Origin of the sequence: Pedobacter cryoconitis, assembly GCF_001590605.1 — a bacterium.
In the GTDB taxonomy this organism is placed as follows: domain Bacteria; phylum Bacteroidota; class Bacteroidia; order Sphingobacteriales; family Sphingobacteriaceae; genus Pedobacter; species Pedobacter cryoconitis_A.
Genome location: NZ_CP014504.1, coordinates 5,287,820 through 5,305,469 on the forward strand (window position 1 = coordinate 5,287,820; position 17,650 = coordinate 5,305,469).

Annotated in this window: 17 protein-coding genes; 15 read left to right on the forward strand and 2 right to left on the reverse strand. The window is 35.2% G+C overall.

Annotation, left to right across the window (positions count from 1 at the left end):
• Positions 1-12 precede the first annotated feature (12 nt).
• The 13 genes from wecB to AY601_RS22535 all read left to right on the forward strand — a co-directional run bounded on the left by wecB (position 13) and on the right by AY601_RS22535 (position 13,456).
• Positions 13-1,158: a non-hydrolyzing UDP-N-acetylglucosamine 2-epimerase gene (wecB, locus tag AY601_RS22475; RefSeq protein WP_068405436.1), complete on the forward strand. Its 1,146-nt coding sequence runs from the start codon at positions 13-15 to the stop codon at positions 1,156-1,158.
• Positions 1,137-1,940, forward strand: coding sequence for a glycosyltransferase family 2 protein (locus AY601_RS22480; protein ID WP_068405439.1), 804 nt, complete (start codon positions 1,137-1,139; stop codon positions 1,938-1,940). Before wecB ends, AY601_RS22480 begins: the two co-directional genes overlap by 22 nt.
• On the forward strand, positions 1,937-2,551 hold the full coding sequence (locus tag AY601_RS22485; RefSeq protein WP_068405442.1) for a DapH/DapD/GlmU-related protein: 615 nt from the start codon (positions 1,937-1,939) through the stop codon (positions 2,549-2,551). Before AY601_RS22480 ends, AY601_RS22485 begins: the two co-directional genes overlap by 4 nt.
• Positions 2,552-2,569: 18 nt before the next feature.
• The gene (locus AY601_RS22490) at positions 2,570-3,706 is read left to right on the forward strand and encodes an NAD-dependent epimerase/dehydratase family protein (protein WP_068405445.1); all 1,137 of its coding nucleotides are present in this window, start codon (positions 2,570-2,572) and stop codon (positions 3,704-3,706) included.
• Entirely contained in the window at positions 3,703-4,734 is a 1,032-nt protein-coding gene (locus AY601_RS22495; protein WP_068405448.1) for a lipopolysaccharide biosynthesis protein, read from the forward strand. The genes AY601_RS22490 and AY601_RS22495 overlap by 4 nt, the downstream gene beginning before the upstream one ends.
• Before the next feature lie 16 nt (positions 4,735-4,750).
• The gene (locus tag AY601_RS22500; RefSeq protein WP_068407834.1) at positions 4,751-5,671 is read left to right on the forward strand and encodes an NAD-dependent epimerase/dehydratase family protein; all 921 of its coding nucleotides are present in this window, start codon (positions 4,751-4,753) and stop codon (positions 5,669-5,671) included.
• A 26-nt stretch (positions 5,672-5,697) separates the two neighbouring features.
• The gene (locus tag AY601_RS22505; protein ID WP_068405452.1) at positions 5,698-6,663 is read left to right on the forward strand and encodes a UDP-GlcNAc--UDP-phosphate GlcNAc-1-phosphate transferase; all 966 of its coding nucleotides are present in this window, start codon (positions 5,698-5,700) and stop codon (positions 6,661-6,663) included.
• A 55-nt stretch (positions 6,664-6,718) separates the two neighbouring features.
• Positions 6,719-8,311 (forward strand): hypothetical protein, encoded by a 1,593-nt coding sequence (locus tag AY601_RS22510; protein WP_068405455.1) that lies wholly within the window; start codon positions 6,719-6,721, stop codon positions 8,309-8,311.
• A 177-nt stretch (positions 8,312-8,488) separates the two neighbouring features.
• Positions 8,489-9,133: an acetyltransferase gene (locus AY601_RS22515; RefSeq protein ID WP_068405458.1), complete on the forward strand. Its 645-nt coding sequence runs from the start codon at positions 8,489-8,491 to the stop codon at positions 9,131-9,133.
• A 45-nt stretch (positions 9,134-9,178) separates the two neighbouring features.
• A complete protein-coding gene (locus tag AY601_RS22520; protein WP_068405461.1) occupies positions 9,179-9,409 on the forward strand; it encodes an acyl carrier protein in 231 nt (76 codons plus the stop codon).
• Positions 9,410-9,412: 3 nt separating this feature from the next.
• Complete coding sequence (locus AY601_RS22525) at positions 9,413-10,150, forward strand: SDR family NAD(P)-dependent oxidoreductase (RefSeq protein ID WP_068405463.1); 738 nt, start codon at positions 9,413-9,415, stop codon at positions 10,148-10,150.
• A 6-nt stretch (positions 10,151-10,156) separates the two neighbouring features.
• Positions 10,157-11,164 carry a ketoacyl-ACP synthase III gene (locus AY601_RS22530; protein ID WP_068405465.1) on the forward strand — a complete coding sequence of 336 codons (1,008 nt, stop codon included), beginning with the start codon at positions 10,157-10,159 and terminating at the stop codon, positions 11,162-11,164.
• A 357-nt stretch (positions 11,165-11,521) separates the two neighbouring features.
• On the forward strand, positions 11,522-13,456 hold the full coding sequence (locus AY601_RS22535) for a polysaccharide biosynthesis protein (protein WP_068405468.1): 1,935 nt from the start codon (positions 11,522-11,524) through the stop codon (positions 13,454-13,456).
• Between the two features lie 20 nt (positions 13,457-13,476).
• On the opposite strand, the gene AY601_RS22540 is transcribed toward AY601_RS22535, so the two are convergent.
• Complete coding sequence (locus AY601_RS22540) at positions 13,477-14,055, reverse strand: class I SAM-dependent methyltransferase (protein ID WP_068405471.1); 579 nt, start codon at positions 14,053-14,055, stop codon at positions 13,477-13,479.
• A 112-nt stretch (positions 14,056-14,167) separates the two neighbouring features.
• On the opposite strand from AY601_RS22540, the gene AY601_RS22545 reads away from it, so the two are divergent.
• Positions 14,168-15,076, forward strand: a complete 909-nt coding sequence (locus tag AY601_RS22545; RefSeq protein ID WP_335340583.1) for a nucleotidyltransferase family protein — start codon at positions 14,168-14,170, stop codon at positions 15,074-15,076.
• Positions 15,077-15,081: 5 nt separating this feature from the next.
• Positions 15,082-16,308 (forward strand): PAS domain S-box protein, encoded by a 1,227-nt coding sequence (locus AY601_RS22550; protein WP_068405474.1) that lies wholly within the window; start codon positions 15,082-15,084, stop codon positions 16,306-16,308.
• Here AY601_RS22550 and AY601_RS22555 read toward each other — a convergent pair.
• Entirely contained in the window at positions 16,268-17,440 is a 1,173-nt protein-coding gene (locus AY601_RS22555; protein ID WP_068405477.1) for a sensor histidine kinase, read from the reverse strand. The two genes, AY601_RS22550 and AY601_RS22555, sit on opposite strands and share 41 nt — an antisense overlap.
• Positions 17,441-17,650 lie beyond the last annotated feature (210 nt).

Genomic DNA, 17,650 nt, shown 5'->3' on the forward strand with positions numbered 1-17,650 from the left:
CGTAATACCTATATGAAATCGAGACTTAAAGTAATGACCGTAGTCGGTACCCGACCAGAAATTATTAGATTGGCTAGAGTAATGGCTGCATTGGATGCTTCTGATGCAATTGAACATATTATAGTTCATACAGGTCAGAACTATGATTATGAATTGAATCAAATATTTTTTGATGATTTAGCTATTCGTAAACCAGATTTCTTTTTAAACGCGGCCGGAGCAACAGCTACAGAAACTATAGGACAGATTTTAATTAAAATAGATCCATTATTAGCGTCAGAAAACCCCGATGCATTCCTGGTATTGGGAGACACTAATTCTTGTTTATGTGCTATTCCTGCAAAGAAACGTCAAATCCCGATTTTCCATATGGAAGCTGGTAACCGTTGTTTTGATCAGCGTGTTCCTGAAGAAACAAACCGCAAGATTGTAGATCATATTTCTGATATAAATTTAACTTACAGTGATATTGCACGTGAATATCTTTTACGTGAAGGAATGTCTGCTGACAGAATTATCAAGACAGGGTCTCCAATGTTTGAAGTGCTTGGACATTATTTGCCGCAGATAGAAAAATCTGATATCCTTACCCGGTTAAACTTAGAAAAGCATAAGTACTTCGTGATTTCTTCTCACAGGGAAGAGAACATTAGCAGTGAAAGCAATTTTACTAATTTAATGAAGAGTCTGAACCTGATTGCAGAAACTTACAAGTTTCCAATTATAGTGAGTACACATCCACGTACAAGAAATATGATTGATGCTAAAAAGATTGAGATGAGGCCGGAAATTCAGTTTCTTAAGCCAATGGGTTTCAATGATTACAATGCTTTACAAATGAACTCTTATGCAGTATTATCTGATAGTGGTACGATCTCTGAGGAGTCTTCTACTTTGAATTTTCCTGCATTAAATTTAAGAGAAGCGCATGAGAGACCTGAGGCTATGGAAGAAGCATCAGTGATGATGGTTGGTATGAATCCTGAAAGAATCATGCAAGCTTTGATCCAATTAAAGTATCAGAAACGGGGAGAAGAACGTAATTTCAGAAAGGTTGCAGATTACTCCATGCCGAATGTATCTGATAAAGTAGTAAGAATAATAATAAGTTATGTTGATTATATCAAACGTGTAGTTTGGAGCAAAGAGAGTTATTAATGGATGTATCTGTAATTATTCCAATGTATAATGCTGAATCGTCTATTCAAAGATGTGTAAGCTCTGTTATTAATCAAACTTATAAAGGAAGTGTAGAAATTATCATTGTTAATGATGGGAGTACTGACAATGGAAAGCTACTTGTCGATGATTATATAGTTAAGAATGCGCATGCTAATATCATTTTGATTGATAAAGAAAATGGTGGGGTATCCAGTGCAAGAAATGAAGGTATGAAAGTATCATCGGGAGATTTTATTGCATTTTTAGATTCAGATGATGAGTGGTTACCTTCTAAGTTACAGCGACAATTGGAAATCCTGGAAAAAGATACTTCAATTGATTTTTTAGCTGGTATAATATTTGAAGCTCCTGAAGAGCAAAGTGGAAGATTAAAAGAGATAGTCCTTAAGAATTTAATATTTAAGAATTATTTTCAACCTTCAACTGTTATAATGAAAAAGGAAGTTTATGCAACTATAGGTGATTTTAATGAATCCCAAAGGTTTGCTGAGGAGGGGAATTATTTTATGCGCATTGCCAGTCAATTCAAATGTGCTCTTTTATATGAAAAATTAATTGTGTACGGAGATGGAAAAAGTGGATTTGGCGAAAGTGGTTTAAGTGCAAATTTACTTGAAATGGAAAAGGGGGAATTATTGAACTTAAGATTCGCGTATACTAATGGTTATATTAATGGTCCCGTTTATATTTTAGCTAAAAGTTACTCTTTACTGAAATACTTAAGAAGGATCCTGATTGTTAAAATGCGGAAAATATGATTTCAAGATATGGAGTAAAAGGTACTATCGAGTTACTTATCTCTCTTATTTATACCAAATTATTTCACTCAAAATCAAGAATAATAAGATTGCCTTTTGATATTAGAAACAAGAAATATATTGATCTTGGTGAAAGGTTAACTACGGGTGCAGGGTGTAGATTGGAGGCTTTTCCGTTAGATAATAAAATTACCTTACACATTGGTAAAGACGTTCAAATAAATGACTATGTTCATATTACTGCCATGGAAGAGGTTCGGATTGGTAATAATGTTCTTTTAGCAAGTAAAATTTATATCTCGGATTGTTCACATGGTAGTTATGCTGGGAATGAAGACGATAGCAGCCCGGAAGTCCCTCCTGTACAGAGAAAATTAGTAGCAAAACCGGTAATTATTGAGGATAATGTCTGGCTCGGAGAATTTGTGAGTGTTTTGCCAGGTGTTACGATTGGCAAAGGTACAATTGTTGGCGCAAATTCTGTCGTTACTAAAAGTTTACCACCTTTTGTAATTGCTGTTGGTACTCCAGCTATTCCGATAAAAAGATTTAATGTTGAAACCGAAAGATGGGAAAAAACTAACCCTGACGGCTCATTTATTACTAATTAAAGAGAAAGACGATACGATATGAAGAATATATTAATAACTGGTGGAGCAGGTTTTATAGGCTCGAACCTGGCACTAAAACTTATAGATAAGGGATACACTCTTACAGTATTAGATAACCTTTCTCCTCAGATACATGGTGAGAATCCATATGAAACATCTCCATTATATAAAAGTATAGAAGGAAAAGTTAAATTTATTAAAGGTTCCGTAACTGATAAGTCGGCTTGGGAAGAAGCATTGGAAGGTCAGGATGCTGTAGTACACTATGCCGCAGAAACGGGTACTGGTCAGTCCATGTATGAAATACATAAGTATGTAGATGTTAATATTAACGGTACTGCGTTAATGTTGGATATTTTGGCAAATAGTAAAGCTCATAACGTAAAAAAGGTTATTGTTGCTTCTTCAAGGTCAATTTATGGAGAGGGCAAATATGAAAGTCCGGAGTATGGAATTGTTTATCCGTTACATCGGAAAGACGATTTTATGTCAAAGGGCGATTACGACGTAAAATATAAAGATAGTTCTGATTTAACACTGCTGGCGACTGATGAAGAGTCCAAAATACACCCTTCTTCAGTTTATGGGATTACAAAACAAAACCAGGAACAAATGGTGATGACGGTTTGTCCTACCATTGGTATTTCAGCAGTTGCTTTCAGGTACCAAAATGTATATGGCCCGGGTCAGTCACTCAAAAATCCTTATACCGGAATACTCTCAATTTTCTCTACGCAAATCAAAAATGGTAATACCATCAATATCTTTGAAGATGGTAAAGAAAGCCGGGATTTTGTATTTATTGATGATGTAGTAGATGCTACAATTTTGGGACTGGAAAAAGACGAAGCTAACAATGAAGTTTTTAATGTTGGAACTGGTGTGGCAACTGATGTGATGACAGTGGCGAATTCCTTAGTAGATTGTTATAAAATCAATGTACCAATTAATATTACAGGTAATTACAGACTTGGTGATATCAGACATAATTTTGCTGATTTAAATAAGATTGGGACTAAACTTGGATTTCAACCAAAAGTGATGTTTGCTGAAGGAATTCAAAAATTTACTGCATGGGTAAATAAACAGGATATTGAGGAAGATAACTATTCAAAATCCATAGAAGAAATGAAAGAAAAGGGGCTCTTTAAATGATAATCAGAGAGGCGCTAAAGGACAAGAACATTTTATTTTTCTCTGTTCAAACTTTTGATCTTGAGAAAGAGATTATAAATAAACTTGAAGAGTTTGGTGCAAATGTTCATTATTATGATGAAAGGCCTGCCAATAATAATTTTACTAAGGGAATAATCAGACTTAAAAGAAGTCTATATCAGACTACCATAGATAACTATTATAAAAATATATTAAATAGTGTCTCACAGAATGTAGTTTTTGATTATTTGTTTGTAAACAGGGGAGAGGTTATACCGGCATTCTTTTTAGAAGAATTCAGGATACTTCAACCAGACTGTGAGTTTATATTTTATACATGGGACTCATTTACCAATCATAAACACCCGATAACAATTTTAAAGTATTTTAATCGTAAACTTACTTTTGATCCTGAGGATGCGGTAAAATACAATATTAATTTCAGACCATTATTTTATTTGGATGCTTACAAGGATGTCAAAAATGAAGTTTTGGAATATGATACTTTATTTCTGGGTACTGCCCATTCGGATCGCTATAAAATAAGTTCTGAAATTGGTCAATGGTGTGTTAAAAATAACCTAAAGATTTTCTGTTATTATTACATGCATGGCCGGTTAGTTTACCTCTATAAAAGAATCTTTGATAAGACATTTAAGCAGTTCGATTATAGGAAGCTAAGTTTTAAGTCATTGAAATTAAATGATATTGTTAATCTTTACCGGAAGTCTAAAGTAATTTTGGATATCAATCACCCGCATCAGAAGGGGCTAACGATGCGTACTTTTGAAGCAATAGGAGCCAGAAGGAAACTAATTACTACGAATAAGGAAATTTTAAAATTTCCATTTTATAATCCTAATAATATTTACATCATAGAAAGGGATCATATTTTACTAGATAAAGCATTCTTTAAGACTGATTATCAGGATATAGAAAATGATATTTATGATAAACTTTCTATGGAAGGATGGCTTTATAATATATTCATAGATGCAGAAGCATCCTTCTGGAACAAATGTTTATAATTCATATTATTTTAAAATGGACTCAAATATTCTAATCACTGGCTCTTCTGGTTTTGTAGGTCAAAACTTAATCCGCTATTTATCTGAAAATGGTTTGTCTTCAAAATTAATATCCAGGCAAGAACTATATGAGATAAATGATAAATCAATTGTGAATTCTCAGGCAATTGTACATTTAGCTGGCAAGGCCCATGATTTAAAAAAGACATCGCAGCCTGATGAATATTATCAGGTGAATTTTGAGATAACGAAGAAATTGTATGATATATTTCTTCAGTCAGGCGCAGAAAAATTCATTTACTTAAGCTCTGTAAAAGCTATTGCAGATACAGTTGAGGGAGTTTTAACAGAAGATGCAGTTGCGAATCCTCAAACACATTATGGTAAATCTAAATGGCAAGCTGAAGAATATATAAAGCAACAGCCATTACCAGCAGGTAAATCGTATTATATACTGCGTCCGTGTATGATTCATGGTGCTGGAAATAAAGGCAATTTAAATTTGTTATATAAATTCGTTCAGAAAGGGTTGCCTTATCCTTTAGCTGCTTTTGATAATAAACGGTCTTTTTTAAGTGTGGACAACCTGTGTTTCGTAATCAGGGAATTGATCATTAGCGATAAGGTGTCATCGGGTTGCTATCAAGTAGCGGATGATGAAGCTTTATCTACCAATGAGGTTATCTCAATTTTGAACGAGTCATTGGATAAAAAACCAAGACTTTGGAAAATACCAGCTAAACTAATTCAGACAGTTGCAGCAATTGGAGACTGGTTGAAATTACCTTTAAATACAGAAAGGTTACATAAAATGACTGAGAATTATGTGGTTAGTAATGCTAAAATAAAAAAAGCATTGCAGGCTGAATTTCCTTTGACAGCAAGAGCAGGGCTACGTTTTACTGCTGAATCTTTTAAAAAAACTGCTGATTATTAACAGCAATCTATTAGTTAACCCTATTTATGAATATAATCCTGCTTCTTGTCATCTTCATTTTACTATTTATAACAGAATTGATCTATTTCAGGATAGCTGACAAATTTAATATTATTGATCAGCCTAACCATAGAAGTTCTCATACCGGTATCACCTTAAGGGGTGGAGGTATTATATTTGCGATGGGAATGTTGTTTTATCCACTTTATTTTGGTTTTGAATACAGCTATTTTCTTTTGGGCTTATTAGCCATTGCATTGATCAGTTTTATGGATGATATAAAACCTGTGAGCAATAAAATAAGAATAGTGTTTCACTTAATTGGTGTAGCACTTATGTTTTATCAATTAGGCCTTTTCAATCTCCCTTTTTATTGGATCATCCTTGCATTAATCCTTGTGATTGGAAGTATTAATGCAATTAACTTTATGGATGGTATTAATGGAATTACAGGTTCATATGCATTAATCACCCTCTGTACCTTACTTTATGTGAATATTTATGTTGCACCATTCGTAGCTTCAGACCTCTTGATTGTAGCTATCATCTCGGTTATTGTATTTAATTTTTTTAATTTCAGAAAAAAAGCGAAATGCTTCGCTGGTGATGTAGGCAGTGTAAGTATTGCTTTTATTATCCTTTTTTTCTTGCTTAAGCTGATGATCAAAACAGAAGATTTTAGTTACCTGTTATTCCTTCTTCTTTATGGATTGGATACTGTGACTACCATATTTTTCAGGCTTATCCGTAAAGAAAATATCTTTGATGCACATCGAAGCCATTTTTATCAATATTGGGCAAATGAAAGAAAAATGTCTCATTTGGTTGTCTCTGCAATCTATGCAATAGTCCAGTTAGCCATCAATGCATTAATCTTGTTTTTAGTTCCACACACCATATTTGTAATTTGTCTGTCTTTAGTATTTAGTACTGTCATATTTGTAATATTAAGATATGTTCAGGAAGGTTCAGAGAGATTAACTGCACATTAGGTTCTTTTAATCTGTATTTTACCAAGAATTATGTTGAATAATATATCTTTGTTACATGAACTGTACGAAATTTAAGCTCGTCTTTTGTATTCTCTTTACACTAGTGATTGGTAAGGCAAATGCACAATCTGAGCTATTGCCCCTGGGCCATGATCTTAATAATAATTTAGGGAAGGATATCTATTTTAATAACTCAAAACGCAGCCACACGGCTTTGCTTCCTTATATAGCGAATGATATTGATACTTTAGGAAGAGATAGCCTGTTGAAAAGAGTAATGCCTTTAGAAAAAGACTGGCAGCGTAAAAACTGGCTTTTCAGAAAAATCTTCCAGGAGCATCTGGTAGAGGTTAATGATAAAGATTATTCTTTTTATCTGGATTTTATTCCTGATATGCAGATTGGCAAACAGGCTGGTAATACGATCTGGTTAAATACAAGAGGGATTGAACTAGGTGGAAAAATAGGCAGCAAGTTTGCATTCACCAGTCATTTCTATGAAAACCAGGGGAAATTCGCACAGTACATGACAGATTATATCAGGACAAATAAAGTTGTTCCTGGACAAGGTCATGCCAAAACTTATGGTGTGGGTGGGTTTGACTACGCTTATTCTGGAGGAACCTTATCTTATACACCTTCAAAGTATGTCAACTTTCAATTAGGCTATGATAAAAACTTTATCGGAGATGGTTACAGGTCTTTATTACTATCAGATAATTCTTTTAATTATCCTTTTTTTAAGGTAACAGCTACCTTGGGAAAGGTACGTTATATGGCTATGTGGGCTCAATTCATAGACATGTATGATACCCCATTTGATGACGAAACACCTTATCCGAAAAAATATGGCCTATTTCATTACCTCAGCTGGAATGTGACTAAAAGGTTAAGCTTAGGGCTGTTTGAAAATATAATGTGGCGCCCAAGAGGATTCGATTTCAGTTATGTGAATCCAGTTATGTTTATGAGACCTACTGAGTATGCAAATGGGTCCCCTGATAAAGCACTGATAGGATTAAATGCAAGTTATAAAATAGCTGACCGTTATGTTGCTTATGGTCAATTGATGATCAATGAATTTACCTTTAAAGAGGTGTTTGCAAATAATGGTTACTGGGCAAATAAACAAGGTGGCCAGTTAGGTATTAAAGGATTTGATGCTTTTAAGGTGAAAAACCTTTTTGTTCAGGTGGAAATGAACAGAGTAAGGCCTTATTCTTATTCAGCAACTGATCATTATAAAAATTACGGGCACTATAACCAATCTCTTGCACATCCTTATGGTGCTAATTTTGCAGAGTATCTGGGTATTGTTAATTACAGGTATAAAAGATTTGATTTAAGGTTGCAAATGAATGCTGCGACTTATGGGCTGGACATTAATGGTCTTAACTACGGAAAGGACATCTATAAATCATATACTACCCGTGTAGATAATTATGGTGTGAACATCGGTCATGGCTTAAAAACTAATCTGCTTATTGCTGATGCAAAAGTAGGCTATCTTTTAAATCCGAAAAACAATCTCCGATTGGAATTTGGTGCTACTTACAGAAAAGAAAGTAACAGTGAATTTAATGATAAGCAACGATTTTTCACTATAGGATTACGTTCGTCATTCAGAAATTTATATGCTGATTTTTAGACTTTTTAAATGGAGTTAAATCGTCTTAATGAAGACTGAAAAGCTTAATTTGAATAGTTAATTTGTTAAAAACATTAGTTTTTTGCTAGATTTGGGGATTATTAATCTTAGAAGTCCACCCGGATTTGCATGAAAACAAGGTCAACTTATTCATAGACTTTTATTAAGGAAATACAAATGAAAAATATTGCAATTATAGGTGCCGGCGGTTTTGGACGGGAAGTTAAAATGCTGATCGACCAAATCAATGCACAATCAAAAGAGTATAATTTATTAGGTTATTATGCTGATGGAGTAGAGCCGGATACACTAATCAACGGATATCCGATATTAGGCCCGATCAAAGACCTGAACAAGGTGACAACAGAACTTTCTGTAGTTGCTGCTATCGGATTGCCATCCTTAAAAAAAGAGTTATTAAGTATTATTGATAATTCTTTGATCTCTTATGCTACACTTATCCATCCTAACGTTATAATCGGTAGTGATGACGTTACAATTGGTCAGGGCTCTATTATTTGTGCAGGATGTATAATCACTGTAAATATCAAAATTGGCGAACATGTAATATTCAACTTGGGATGTACAGTTGGTCATGATACTGTGATTGAAGATTATTGCTCATTTATGCCATCTGTCAACGTTTCCGGAGATGTTAATATTGGAGAATGCGTATATGTGGGAACCGGGGCCAAAATTATTAATAAACTGGAAATAGGAGAAAATACAATTATAGGAGCTGGATCTGTTGTGCATAAATCTTTGCCGGCAAATTGTACTGCAGTAGGTATTCCTGCAAAGGCAGTTAAGTTTCACGATTAAAGGCATATTGCCTAAAATAGAATTTTTTAAAAGTCACTAATTTATATGGAAGAAATAAAGTTTGTTAATAGCTTTGCACTACAATTTGATGAAACAGATCCTCAATCGATCAAGATTGATACTAATTTTAAGGATCTTGAAGAGTGGAGCTCTTTAACTGCATTGTCAATCATGGCAATGGTAGATGAGGAATACGGAGTTAATCTAACTGCTGAAGACCTGAAAAATTCAAACACATTAGGCGATATCTTCAATATTATCAGCTCGAAGGCCTAAATTATGTTCTCACTACGTGGTAAAACTTTTCTCGTTACTGGTGCCTCTTCAGGAATCGGTCAGCAAATCGCAATTTCTATCTCCAATCATGGTGGCAGGGTAATCGCTGCCGGCCGGGATATGAACCGTATTCAGGAAACTTTGAGTCTTCTTGAGGGAGAGGGGCATTCTTATCATTTATTTGATCTGTCTGACTATAAAGATATCACTGAATTTATCAGTAAGTCTGAAAAATTCGATGGTGTAGTTTTCAATGCTGGTGTAATAGATTATACACCAGTAAAGTTCATTAATGAGGCGAAAATGTTCAAGGTATTTGATGTCAATTTTAAAGGCTCGGTATTTCTAAGTCAGCAGCTTATCAAAAATAAGCTGATTAATAAAATGGGATCACTGGTGTTTATTTCTTCAATTTCATCAAAACTTGGCGTTCCGGGTACAGCCCTATACGCTTCTTCAAAAGCTGCACTAACGGCATATGCTAAAGTCGTTGCCTCAGAATTAGCCAATCAAAAAATTAGAGCTAATAGTATTTCTCCAGGAATAATTGTAACACCAATGACTGAAAAAGCAGCTGAGGCCGTTACTGATTCATCGGTTAAAGAAGCTGAAAAGGATTATCCTCTTGGATATGGTACGCCATTGGATGTTGCTGGCCTGGTTATTTACCTTTTGAGTGATGCAAGCCGGTGGATGACTGGTTCTGATTTAATTTTAGATGGTGGTTTAACGCTGAAATAGTAATTTATGAAAGCAAAAATAAAAGCAATTTCCTACTACTTACCTGAGAAAATACTGGGTAATGAAGAAATAAATACATTATTTCCGGAGTGGTCCGTAGATAAAATATCAAGTAAGACAGGGATTTACAGTCGCCATATTGCTGCAGAAGATGAATTCTCATCAGATATGGCTATAAAAGCGGCTGAAAACCTATTCTCGGAACATAATATAGATAGAAAGGATATTGATTTTATTCTTTTATGTACTCAAAGTCCTGATTATATTTTACCTACTACTGCCTGTATCATTCAGGATAAGCTGGGTATTCCAACTTCGGCCGGGGCCCTTGACTTTAACCTTGGGTGCTCAGGATATATTTATGGATTGGGGCTGGCGAAGGGATTGGTGTATGCAGGAATAGCGAAAAACATCTTATTATTGACGGCGGAAACCTATAGTAAATTCATTCATCCAAAAGATAAAAGTAACCTGACTATTTTTGGTGATGCAGCATCAGCAACGCTGATCACTGCTGGTGATGGATTCGCAGAGATAGGAGAATTTGATTTTGGAACTGATGGTAAAGGTGCTGAGAATTTGATCGTTAAAAAAGGCGGTGTCAAATTTCCTGGATTAAGTGACCAGAGCGAAGACGTAACTGATGAATTTGGTAACGTTAATAGCCCTGGGAAGTTGCATATGAATGGAGGTGAAATCTTCGGATTTACTTCTGGGGCTGTACCAAAGTTAATCCAGAATGTATTAACTAATAATAAGTTAGAACCTTCAGAGATTAATTTATATGTCTTTCACCAGGCAAATAAATATATGCTCAATCACCTTAGAAAAAAGATAAATATAGAAGAAGAGAAGTTTTTCTATTTTCTTAAAGATTGTGGCAATACCGTATCTTCTACTATACCAATAGCGTTGAAAGAAGCTGTGAAAGATGCTGATCTAAATGGAAATATCCTTTTAGCTGGCTTTGGTGTCGGTTATTCATGGGGTGGTTGTGTCCTTAATATAGGTTAAACTAATTACTATAAGAAAAGATGCCAGTCCAGAATTTAGCATCTTCCGCAAAGTGCGCAATAAAAAGTAATTCAAATTTTTAGGTTTTTCATACACTAATTGTACAAAACGTTCATTATTTAGGTCAGGCATGAATATATAGACATAATTATTTGATAAAATCTCAGGTTCTATTTTTGATATTTTCTTATTAAAATGGAAAATTATAAGTTATTTTTATTTGTATTTTTAACTATTTTTATCATTTATAGCGGTAATAGTGATAAATCTATTCTGTTATTTTAATAAATGAAAAGAGGTAATTTGAACTTGGTATGATTTTTTGATTAAATTCGTGGATTATTAAAATATAGAATCTTGTTCAGTCAGATAAACATAGTACCCAGATGGATAATATTTACGCTTGATTTAACGATATGCTTTATATCGTTAACACTTGCATACCTAATCAAAAGAAATTTTGATCTTTCTACTTTAGATTACGTAGAGTTTAGCAGAAATGTATTGGTTACCACCGTAATCAGCACACTGGTTTTTTTAAAGGTCAAAACCTTTTCGGGAATTATCAGGTATACGAGTGCTCAGGACACTTTCCGCATCTTATACGCGGTGATAGTAATTAATAGTACCTTTTTCCTGGTAAATATGGCCTTTGTTGCTACTGGTAATAATGCTATTATTCCAAATAGTATATTAATTATCAATGGTTTATCAAGTTTTTTACTGTTAATTACCTACCGTGTTCTGATCAAATATTTCTTTATTTATATCAAAAACCTAAAACTTGATAAGATCCGAGTAATGATCTATGGAGCTGGTGAAGCAGGTGTTGCTACTAAAAGGACATTTGATCATGATCCTCATGTCAATAAAAATATTATTGCTTTTGTAGACGACGATCAGCGAAAAATGGGTAAAACGATTGATGGGATCAAAATCCTTGATGCTAAAGACCTGGTCAACCTGATTGTTGAACATCAGCTTGACGAAATTATCTTTGCATCTTATACCATTCCTAAGGAACGTAAAAATCAAATCGTAGATGTTTGTCTGGAAAACGGGATCAAAGTATTAAACATTCCGCCTCCTAACGTCTGGACTGACGGTAAACTTCAGCCAACTCAAATCAAAAAACTTAATATTGAAGATCTGCTGGACCGTAAGTCTATTCATATTGATATTGAAGGAATTGGTCATCAGCTTAAAAATAAACGGATATTGATTACGGGTGCTGCTGGTTCAATCGGCAGTGAAATTGTGCGCCAGCTGACGAAATTTGAAGTAGGACTGATTATTTTATGTGATCAATCTGAAACGGCACTTCACGAACTCTACCTCGAGCTGACTGAAACAGCAAAAAACCAGAACTTCCATGCATTTATTGGTGACGTACGTGACGAAAAGCGTATGGAACATTTATTTAGCACTTTTAAGCCTCACTACGTTTACCACGCAGGCGCCTATAAACATGTGCCTTTGATGGAAGATAATCCTTGTGAAGCCATTAAAACCAATGTGCTGGGTACAAAAACAATTGCAGATAAGGCAGTAAAATATGGCGTTCAGAAATTCGTCATGATTTCTACAGATAAAGCAGTGAACCCTACGAATGTAATGGGCGCTTCCAAAAGGATCGCAGAAATTTATGTTCAGTCCTTAAATAATTCTCTGCACCACAGAGATCATATTTTCAGCAACGGGTTAAGTTATATCAATGAATTGGATATCAAACCGATTACTAAATTTATTACTACGCGTTTCGGAAATGTTTTAGGTTCGAATGGCTCTGTAATCCCAAGATTTAAACAGCAGATTGAAAAAGGGGGGCCTGTTACAGTGACCCATCCAGAGATTACACGTTACTTCATGACGATTCCTGAAGCCTGCCGTCTGGTACTTGAGGCGGGTTGTATGGGAGATGGTGGTGAAATATTCATCTTTGATATGGGAAAATCGGTAAAGATTGTTGATCTGGCTAAAAAGATGATCCAATTGGCAGGGCTCGTACCTAATCAGGATATTCAGATTGAGTACTCAGGGTTAAGGCCAGGAGAGAAACTATTTGAAGAGTTATTGAATGATAACGAGAATACAATGCCTACGCATCATGAAAAGATCATGATTGGTAAAGTAAGAGAATATGCATTTGATGAAATTCAGCTTCAGATTTATGCTTTGATAGAACATGCTAAAAGATGTGATGACCTTCAGGTTGTTAAACTCATGAAAGAGCTGGTTAAAGAGTATAAGAGCAAAAACTCAATCTTTGAAGATCTGGATGTAAAATCCTAAATCATACTTAATACCACATCTTATTTTTTAATCCAGAGCTTTAAAACCTCACCGGTAATATGCTGCACTCTTTTATAAGAAGGAGGAACATATTCATTATTGCAGTGAAAGGTTGCGACTCTTGTACCTGATGGCTTTTCTTCCAGTAAGTTATAAAACTGTGTAAGGTATTCATTATAAATATCCTGAGAACAGTCAATCAGGTTATCAATAGGCTTATAATGGAATAAGTTTTCACTGAAAGAGTTATAAAAATAGATGTGATCATAATTATCCATGTCCAGTTCATTAAAATTGGCATGAATGAAATTTACATTGGTTGTCCTTGTTGCATTTTGGGCAATAATCGCCTCGTCTACCAATGCTTTTCTTTGCTCCACACCATGAAAAATATGCGTTGGGAAAATTTGAGCAGCTACGATACAAAATTTACCCACCCCACTTCCTATATCTAAAATATTTTTTCCTTCGCCTGCGGTAAGGTGTGTAGCGGCCTTTATAGCAACGTCAATAGGAGTCCAGTGGATAGAAGACAGCTGTTGTGCCCTCAATGAGTACAAACTATCGAATGCTGCGTCGTTTGAAAAATTGTCAATCATAGTTATTTCCCGCTCTGGACAAAGGTACATCGTAATTTTATCAATGTGATTAAGCCCAGGATAAAAAGATGGAGTAACTTTTGCTATTTTATATTAAAATATTAAAAATTCTATGGCTACAATAAAACCTTCTCTTGTTATTCTGGCTGCTGGTATGGCTAGCAGATACGGTGGTAATAAGCAAACTGAATCTTTTGGTCCCTCGGGAGAAACTATAATGGAGTATTCAATTTACGACGCGATAAAAGCTGGATTCGGAAAGGTGATCTTTATTATAAGAGAGGAGTTCTCAGTTGCATTTAAAGAGGTTATTGAGCCTAAATTAAGTGGAAAGATTGCTACAGATTATGTTTATCAATCACTGGAAAGTTTTAGTGGTGGCAGAAATATCCCTGCAGACAGAACAAAACCTTTTGGAACATCACATGCATTACTGTGCTGCAAGGATGTATTGGATGGTCCGTTTGCGGTAATTAATGCAGATGATTTTTACGGCTTTGATGCCTTTAAGCAAGCTTATAATTTTCTGACTACTGCTATAGAAGTAAATAAATATGCTTGTATAGGATATGAATTAAAAAATACATTAAGTGATAATGGATCGGTAACACGCGGAGAAATTAATGTAAATGCAGCTCAGGAGATTGTAAGCATTACTGAACGTAAAGAGATCTATAAAGAAGAAGGCAAAGCATTTACTAAAACCGGTGATTCAGTACAGGAACTTCCGCTGGATACCAAGGTAAGTATGAATTTCTTTTGCTTCACACCAGATTTTGTGAACTGGTCTGAACAGGAATATTATAAGTTTTTGGATAAAAACAGTACCGAGCTAAAGGCAGAATTCCTTATTCCTGAGGTTGCTGACCTGCTGATTAAATCTGGTGAAGGTGTTGTAAAGATGATTCCTACACAAGCTAAATGGTTTGGGGTGACATTTAAAGAAGATGCGCCAGTGGTAAAAGCTGCTTTACAGAAGCTTGCGGATGAAGGTATTTACCCTGGTAATCTTTGGGGATAAAGTTTATGTTTTCGATAAAAGAACATTGGTGGAGAGTGCAGCGGCTGATTGAACAGGCGGTGCTCAGGAATTCAGACCCCTCAGAAGAGGAGCATGTCTTTTGGCGGAAACGACTTTTTAGAAATGTGATCAGCTATGGTTTTATTATCAGCATAGTCGCATTTGTCTCTTCAGTTACTTTTGGTTTTTTTGCCGGCAATACTATTGTACAATGGTTCAATGTTGTTTTTGTATTCGCCTTATTATCTATTATTTTCAATAAGAAAATCATGATTCATACCAGGAAAATATTAGCACTATTTCTTCTATACGTGCTAGCGATCATTTATATAGCGGTTTTAGGTTCAGAAGGACCAGGAGTCCTTTATTTGATTATCATTACTATTTTTTCTGCTATGATCTTCCCGCGTCCTGCTGCCTATTGGCTTGTCGGGTTAAATGTCCTGATTTGTGCAGGCTTTGGTGCAGTCATACAGTATAAACTCTTTGAGAGCCCGTTATTGCAGAGTTATGATTTGCCGCTATGGGCGTCTTACTCCGGGAACCTCATTTTTGTGAGTCTGATCAGTGTGATGTTAATCAGTAAAGTGCTAAATGGTCTGGAACAGACTATCAAAAAAGAAGCGAATCTGATTTCCAGATTAGATGCCTCAGAGCGCTACTTTAGAAATACATTCGAGGCCAACCCCGTTCCGATGTATGTCTTTGATGTGGAGAATGGCAAATTCCTGCATGCCAATGATGCTGCCTGTACTAAATACGGCTACACCAAAGAAGAATTTCTGCAGATGAATATTGTGGATATCCGTCCGCAATCAGAAAGCAGTAAATTGATGGATCTCACCAGTATGATTAATAACAGGGACTATTCCGGTATATTAATTCATATCAATAAAAATAAAGAGGTTTTTCCCGTAGAGATTGAAACCAATACGATCAGGTTCGAAGAACGCGAAGCACGCCTGGTGTTGGCTACAGATGTGTCTGAACGGATTGATTATATTCAAAAAATTGAACGTCAGAACAAAGACTTGAAAGAAATTGCCTGGATACAAAGTCATATGGTCAGGGCTCCACTGGCAAATATTATGAGTTTAACAGAATTCCTGATCAAATATCCTGGTGAAGACACGCAACAGACTTTAAACTTCCTTAATGATTCTTCACAGAAATTAAATATGGCTATTGAATCTATTGTAGGACAGGCTGGTGGTTCTGGTTTGACAAGTTAACATTTTCGCCTTTAAAGGTAATGGTAAAAGTAGTGCCCTCATTCACTGCACTTTTAACCTCAATATGGCCACCAAGAGAGGTAATCTGTGATTTAGTAATAAACAGACCCACGCCATTTCCTGTGATATGGTTATGAAACCGCTGATGAAGGCCAAAGAGTTTGTCTTTATTGGTCTCCATATCAATGCCGGTTCCATTGTCCGAAAAGCTTAGTATACAGTTATTTTGCTCATCCCTGGTCAGCTTCACTTTTATTTCAAGTTGTCTGTTATGCAGGCGGTATTTGATCGCATTTGACAACAAATTCATCAATATACTTTCCAGGTAACTTTTATTGAAATGTATGTGAGTACAATCAAAATTACTAGTCAATAGTACACCAAGCTGTTTAATCTGCTCATTAAAAGAGTGACAAACTTTCTCAAATGCTTTCTGCACATTAACTTTCGTGAGCTTTACACCCTGGTTATCTTTAAGCGTTAAAATATGGGTAAGGTCAAAAACCGTTTCACTTAATCTGTCTGTAGAGCATTTAAACAGGTCCACAATCCCTTTATTGTAGTCATCGAGCAAGTCGGTTTCCAGAATATTAATCAAGCCTATTAGATTAGCCAGTGGTGTTCTCAGGTTATGGGAAATAATATAGACAAACTGATTAAGGTCCTGATTCCTTTTAGTAAATTCCTGAATCAACAGTGCTTGTTCATTTTCACTATTTACCCGATCCGTACTATCATTAAATCTGAACATCAGCGACTGCATACTGTCATCAAGCAAGTTAGTCATTACACCTTCTATCCAGCGGTATTCGCTCTGCTTGGTCCGGCTTCTGAATTTTAGATTGATGTTAGCTCCGGAAGAAGAAACGACCAGTTGAAGTCTTTCTTTGGTGTGATCCAGATCTTCCGGATGTACAGTATCTAAGATGTTGAATCCAAGGTACTCTTCGTTGCTAAAACCAAATAGTTGTTCAGTAGAGGTGGTAACATGAATGAAGTCACCATTTTTTTTTATAAAGAATATTAGTTCGTTGCATTTTTCAATGATCGTGAGAAAGTTTTTATTCTTTTCAGCGTACCCCATCCTATGCGCAGTATTGTGTCTTTCCTGCCACCTAAAGTTTTGTCTCATAACCATTTAAAACACTAAAATATTCAAACATCCTGACAATTTCTCAATTTTTTTAAAGATAATGAACAAAATGAGCGAGCTTTATTCACATAATTATTGAAATGGTGAATAAAAAGAACGGCTGTTTACTTTAGAGCAGGATTGAATGTGGAGAAAAAATTCTATCTTGGATAAATGATCACAAGGCTTTTTCTTTTTAATAAAAGATTC

Excerpts from the sequence above, each read along its gene's own strand:
- AY601_RS22485 (WP_068405442.1), top strand. The coding sequence starts at position 1,937 with ATGATTTCAAGATATGGAGTAAAAGGTACTATCGAGTTACTTATCTCT.
- AY601_RS22550 (WP_068405474.1), top strand. The coding sequence starts at position 15,082 with ATGTTTTCGATAAAAGAACATTGGTGGAGAGTGCAGCGGCTGATTGAA.
- AY601_RS22520 (WP_068405461.1), top strand. The coding sequence starts at position 9,179 with ATGGAAGAAATAAAGTTTGTTAATAGCTTTGCACTACAATTTGATGAA.
- wecB (WP_068405436.1), top strand. The coding sequence starts at position 13 with ATGAAATCGAGACTTAAAGTAATGACCGTAGTCGGTACCCGACCAGAA.
- AY601_RS22555 (WP_068405477.1), bottom strand. The coding sequence starts at position 17,440 with ATGAGACAAAACTTTAGGTGGCAGGAAAGACACAATACTGCGCATAGG.
- AY601_RS22515 (WP_068405458.1), top strand. The coding sequence starts at position 8,489 with ATGAAAAATATTGCAATTATAGGTGCCGGCGGTTTTGGACGGGAAGTT.
- AY601_RS22525 (WP_068405463.1), top strand. The coding sequence starts at position 9,413 with ATGTTCTCACTACGTGGTAAAACTTTTCTCGTTACTGGTGCCTCTTCA.
- AY601_RS22540 (WP_068405471.1), bottom strand. The coding sequence starts at position 14,055 with ATGATTGACAATTTTTCAAACGACGCAGCATTCGATAGTTTGTACTCA.
- AY601_RS22500 (WP_068407834.1), top strand. The coding sequence starts at position 4,751 with ATGGACTCAAATATTCTAATCACTGGCTCTTCTGGTTTTGTAGGTCAA.
- AY601_RS22490 (WP_068405445.1), top strand. The coding sequence starts at position 2,570 with ATGAAGAATATATTAATAACTGGTGGAGCAGGTTTTATAGGCTCGAAC.
- AY601_RS22545 (WP_335340583.1), top strand. The coding sequence starts at position 14,168 with ATGGCTACAATAAAACCTTCTCTTGTTATTCTGGCTGCTGGTATGGCT.
- AY601_RS22530 (WP_068405465.1), top strand. The coding sequence starts at position 10,157 with ATGAAAGCAAAAATAAAAGCAATTTCCTACTACTTACCTGAGAAAATA.
- AY601_RS22510 (WP_068405455.1), top strand. The coding sequence starts at position 6,719 with ATGAACTGTACGAAATTTAAGCTCGTCTTTTGTATTCTCTTTACACTA.
- AY601_RS22505 (WP_068405452.1), top strand. The coding sequence starts at position 5,698 with ATGAATATAATCCTGCTTCTTGTCATCTTCATTTTACTATTTATAACA.
- AY601_RS22495 (WP_068405448.1), top strand. The coding sequence starts at position 3,703 with ATGATAATCAGAGAGGCGCTAAAGGACAAGAACATTTTATTTTTCTCT.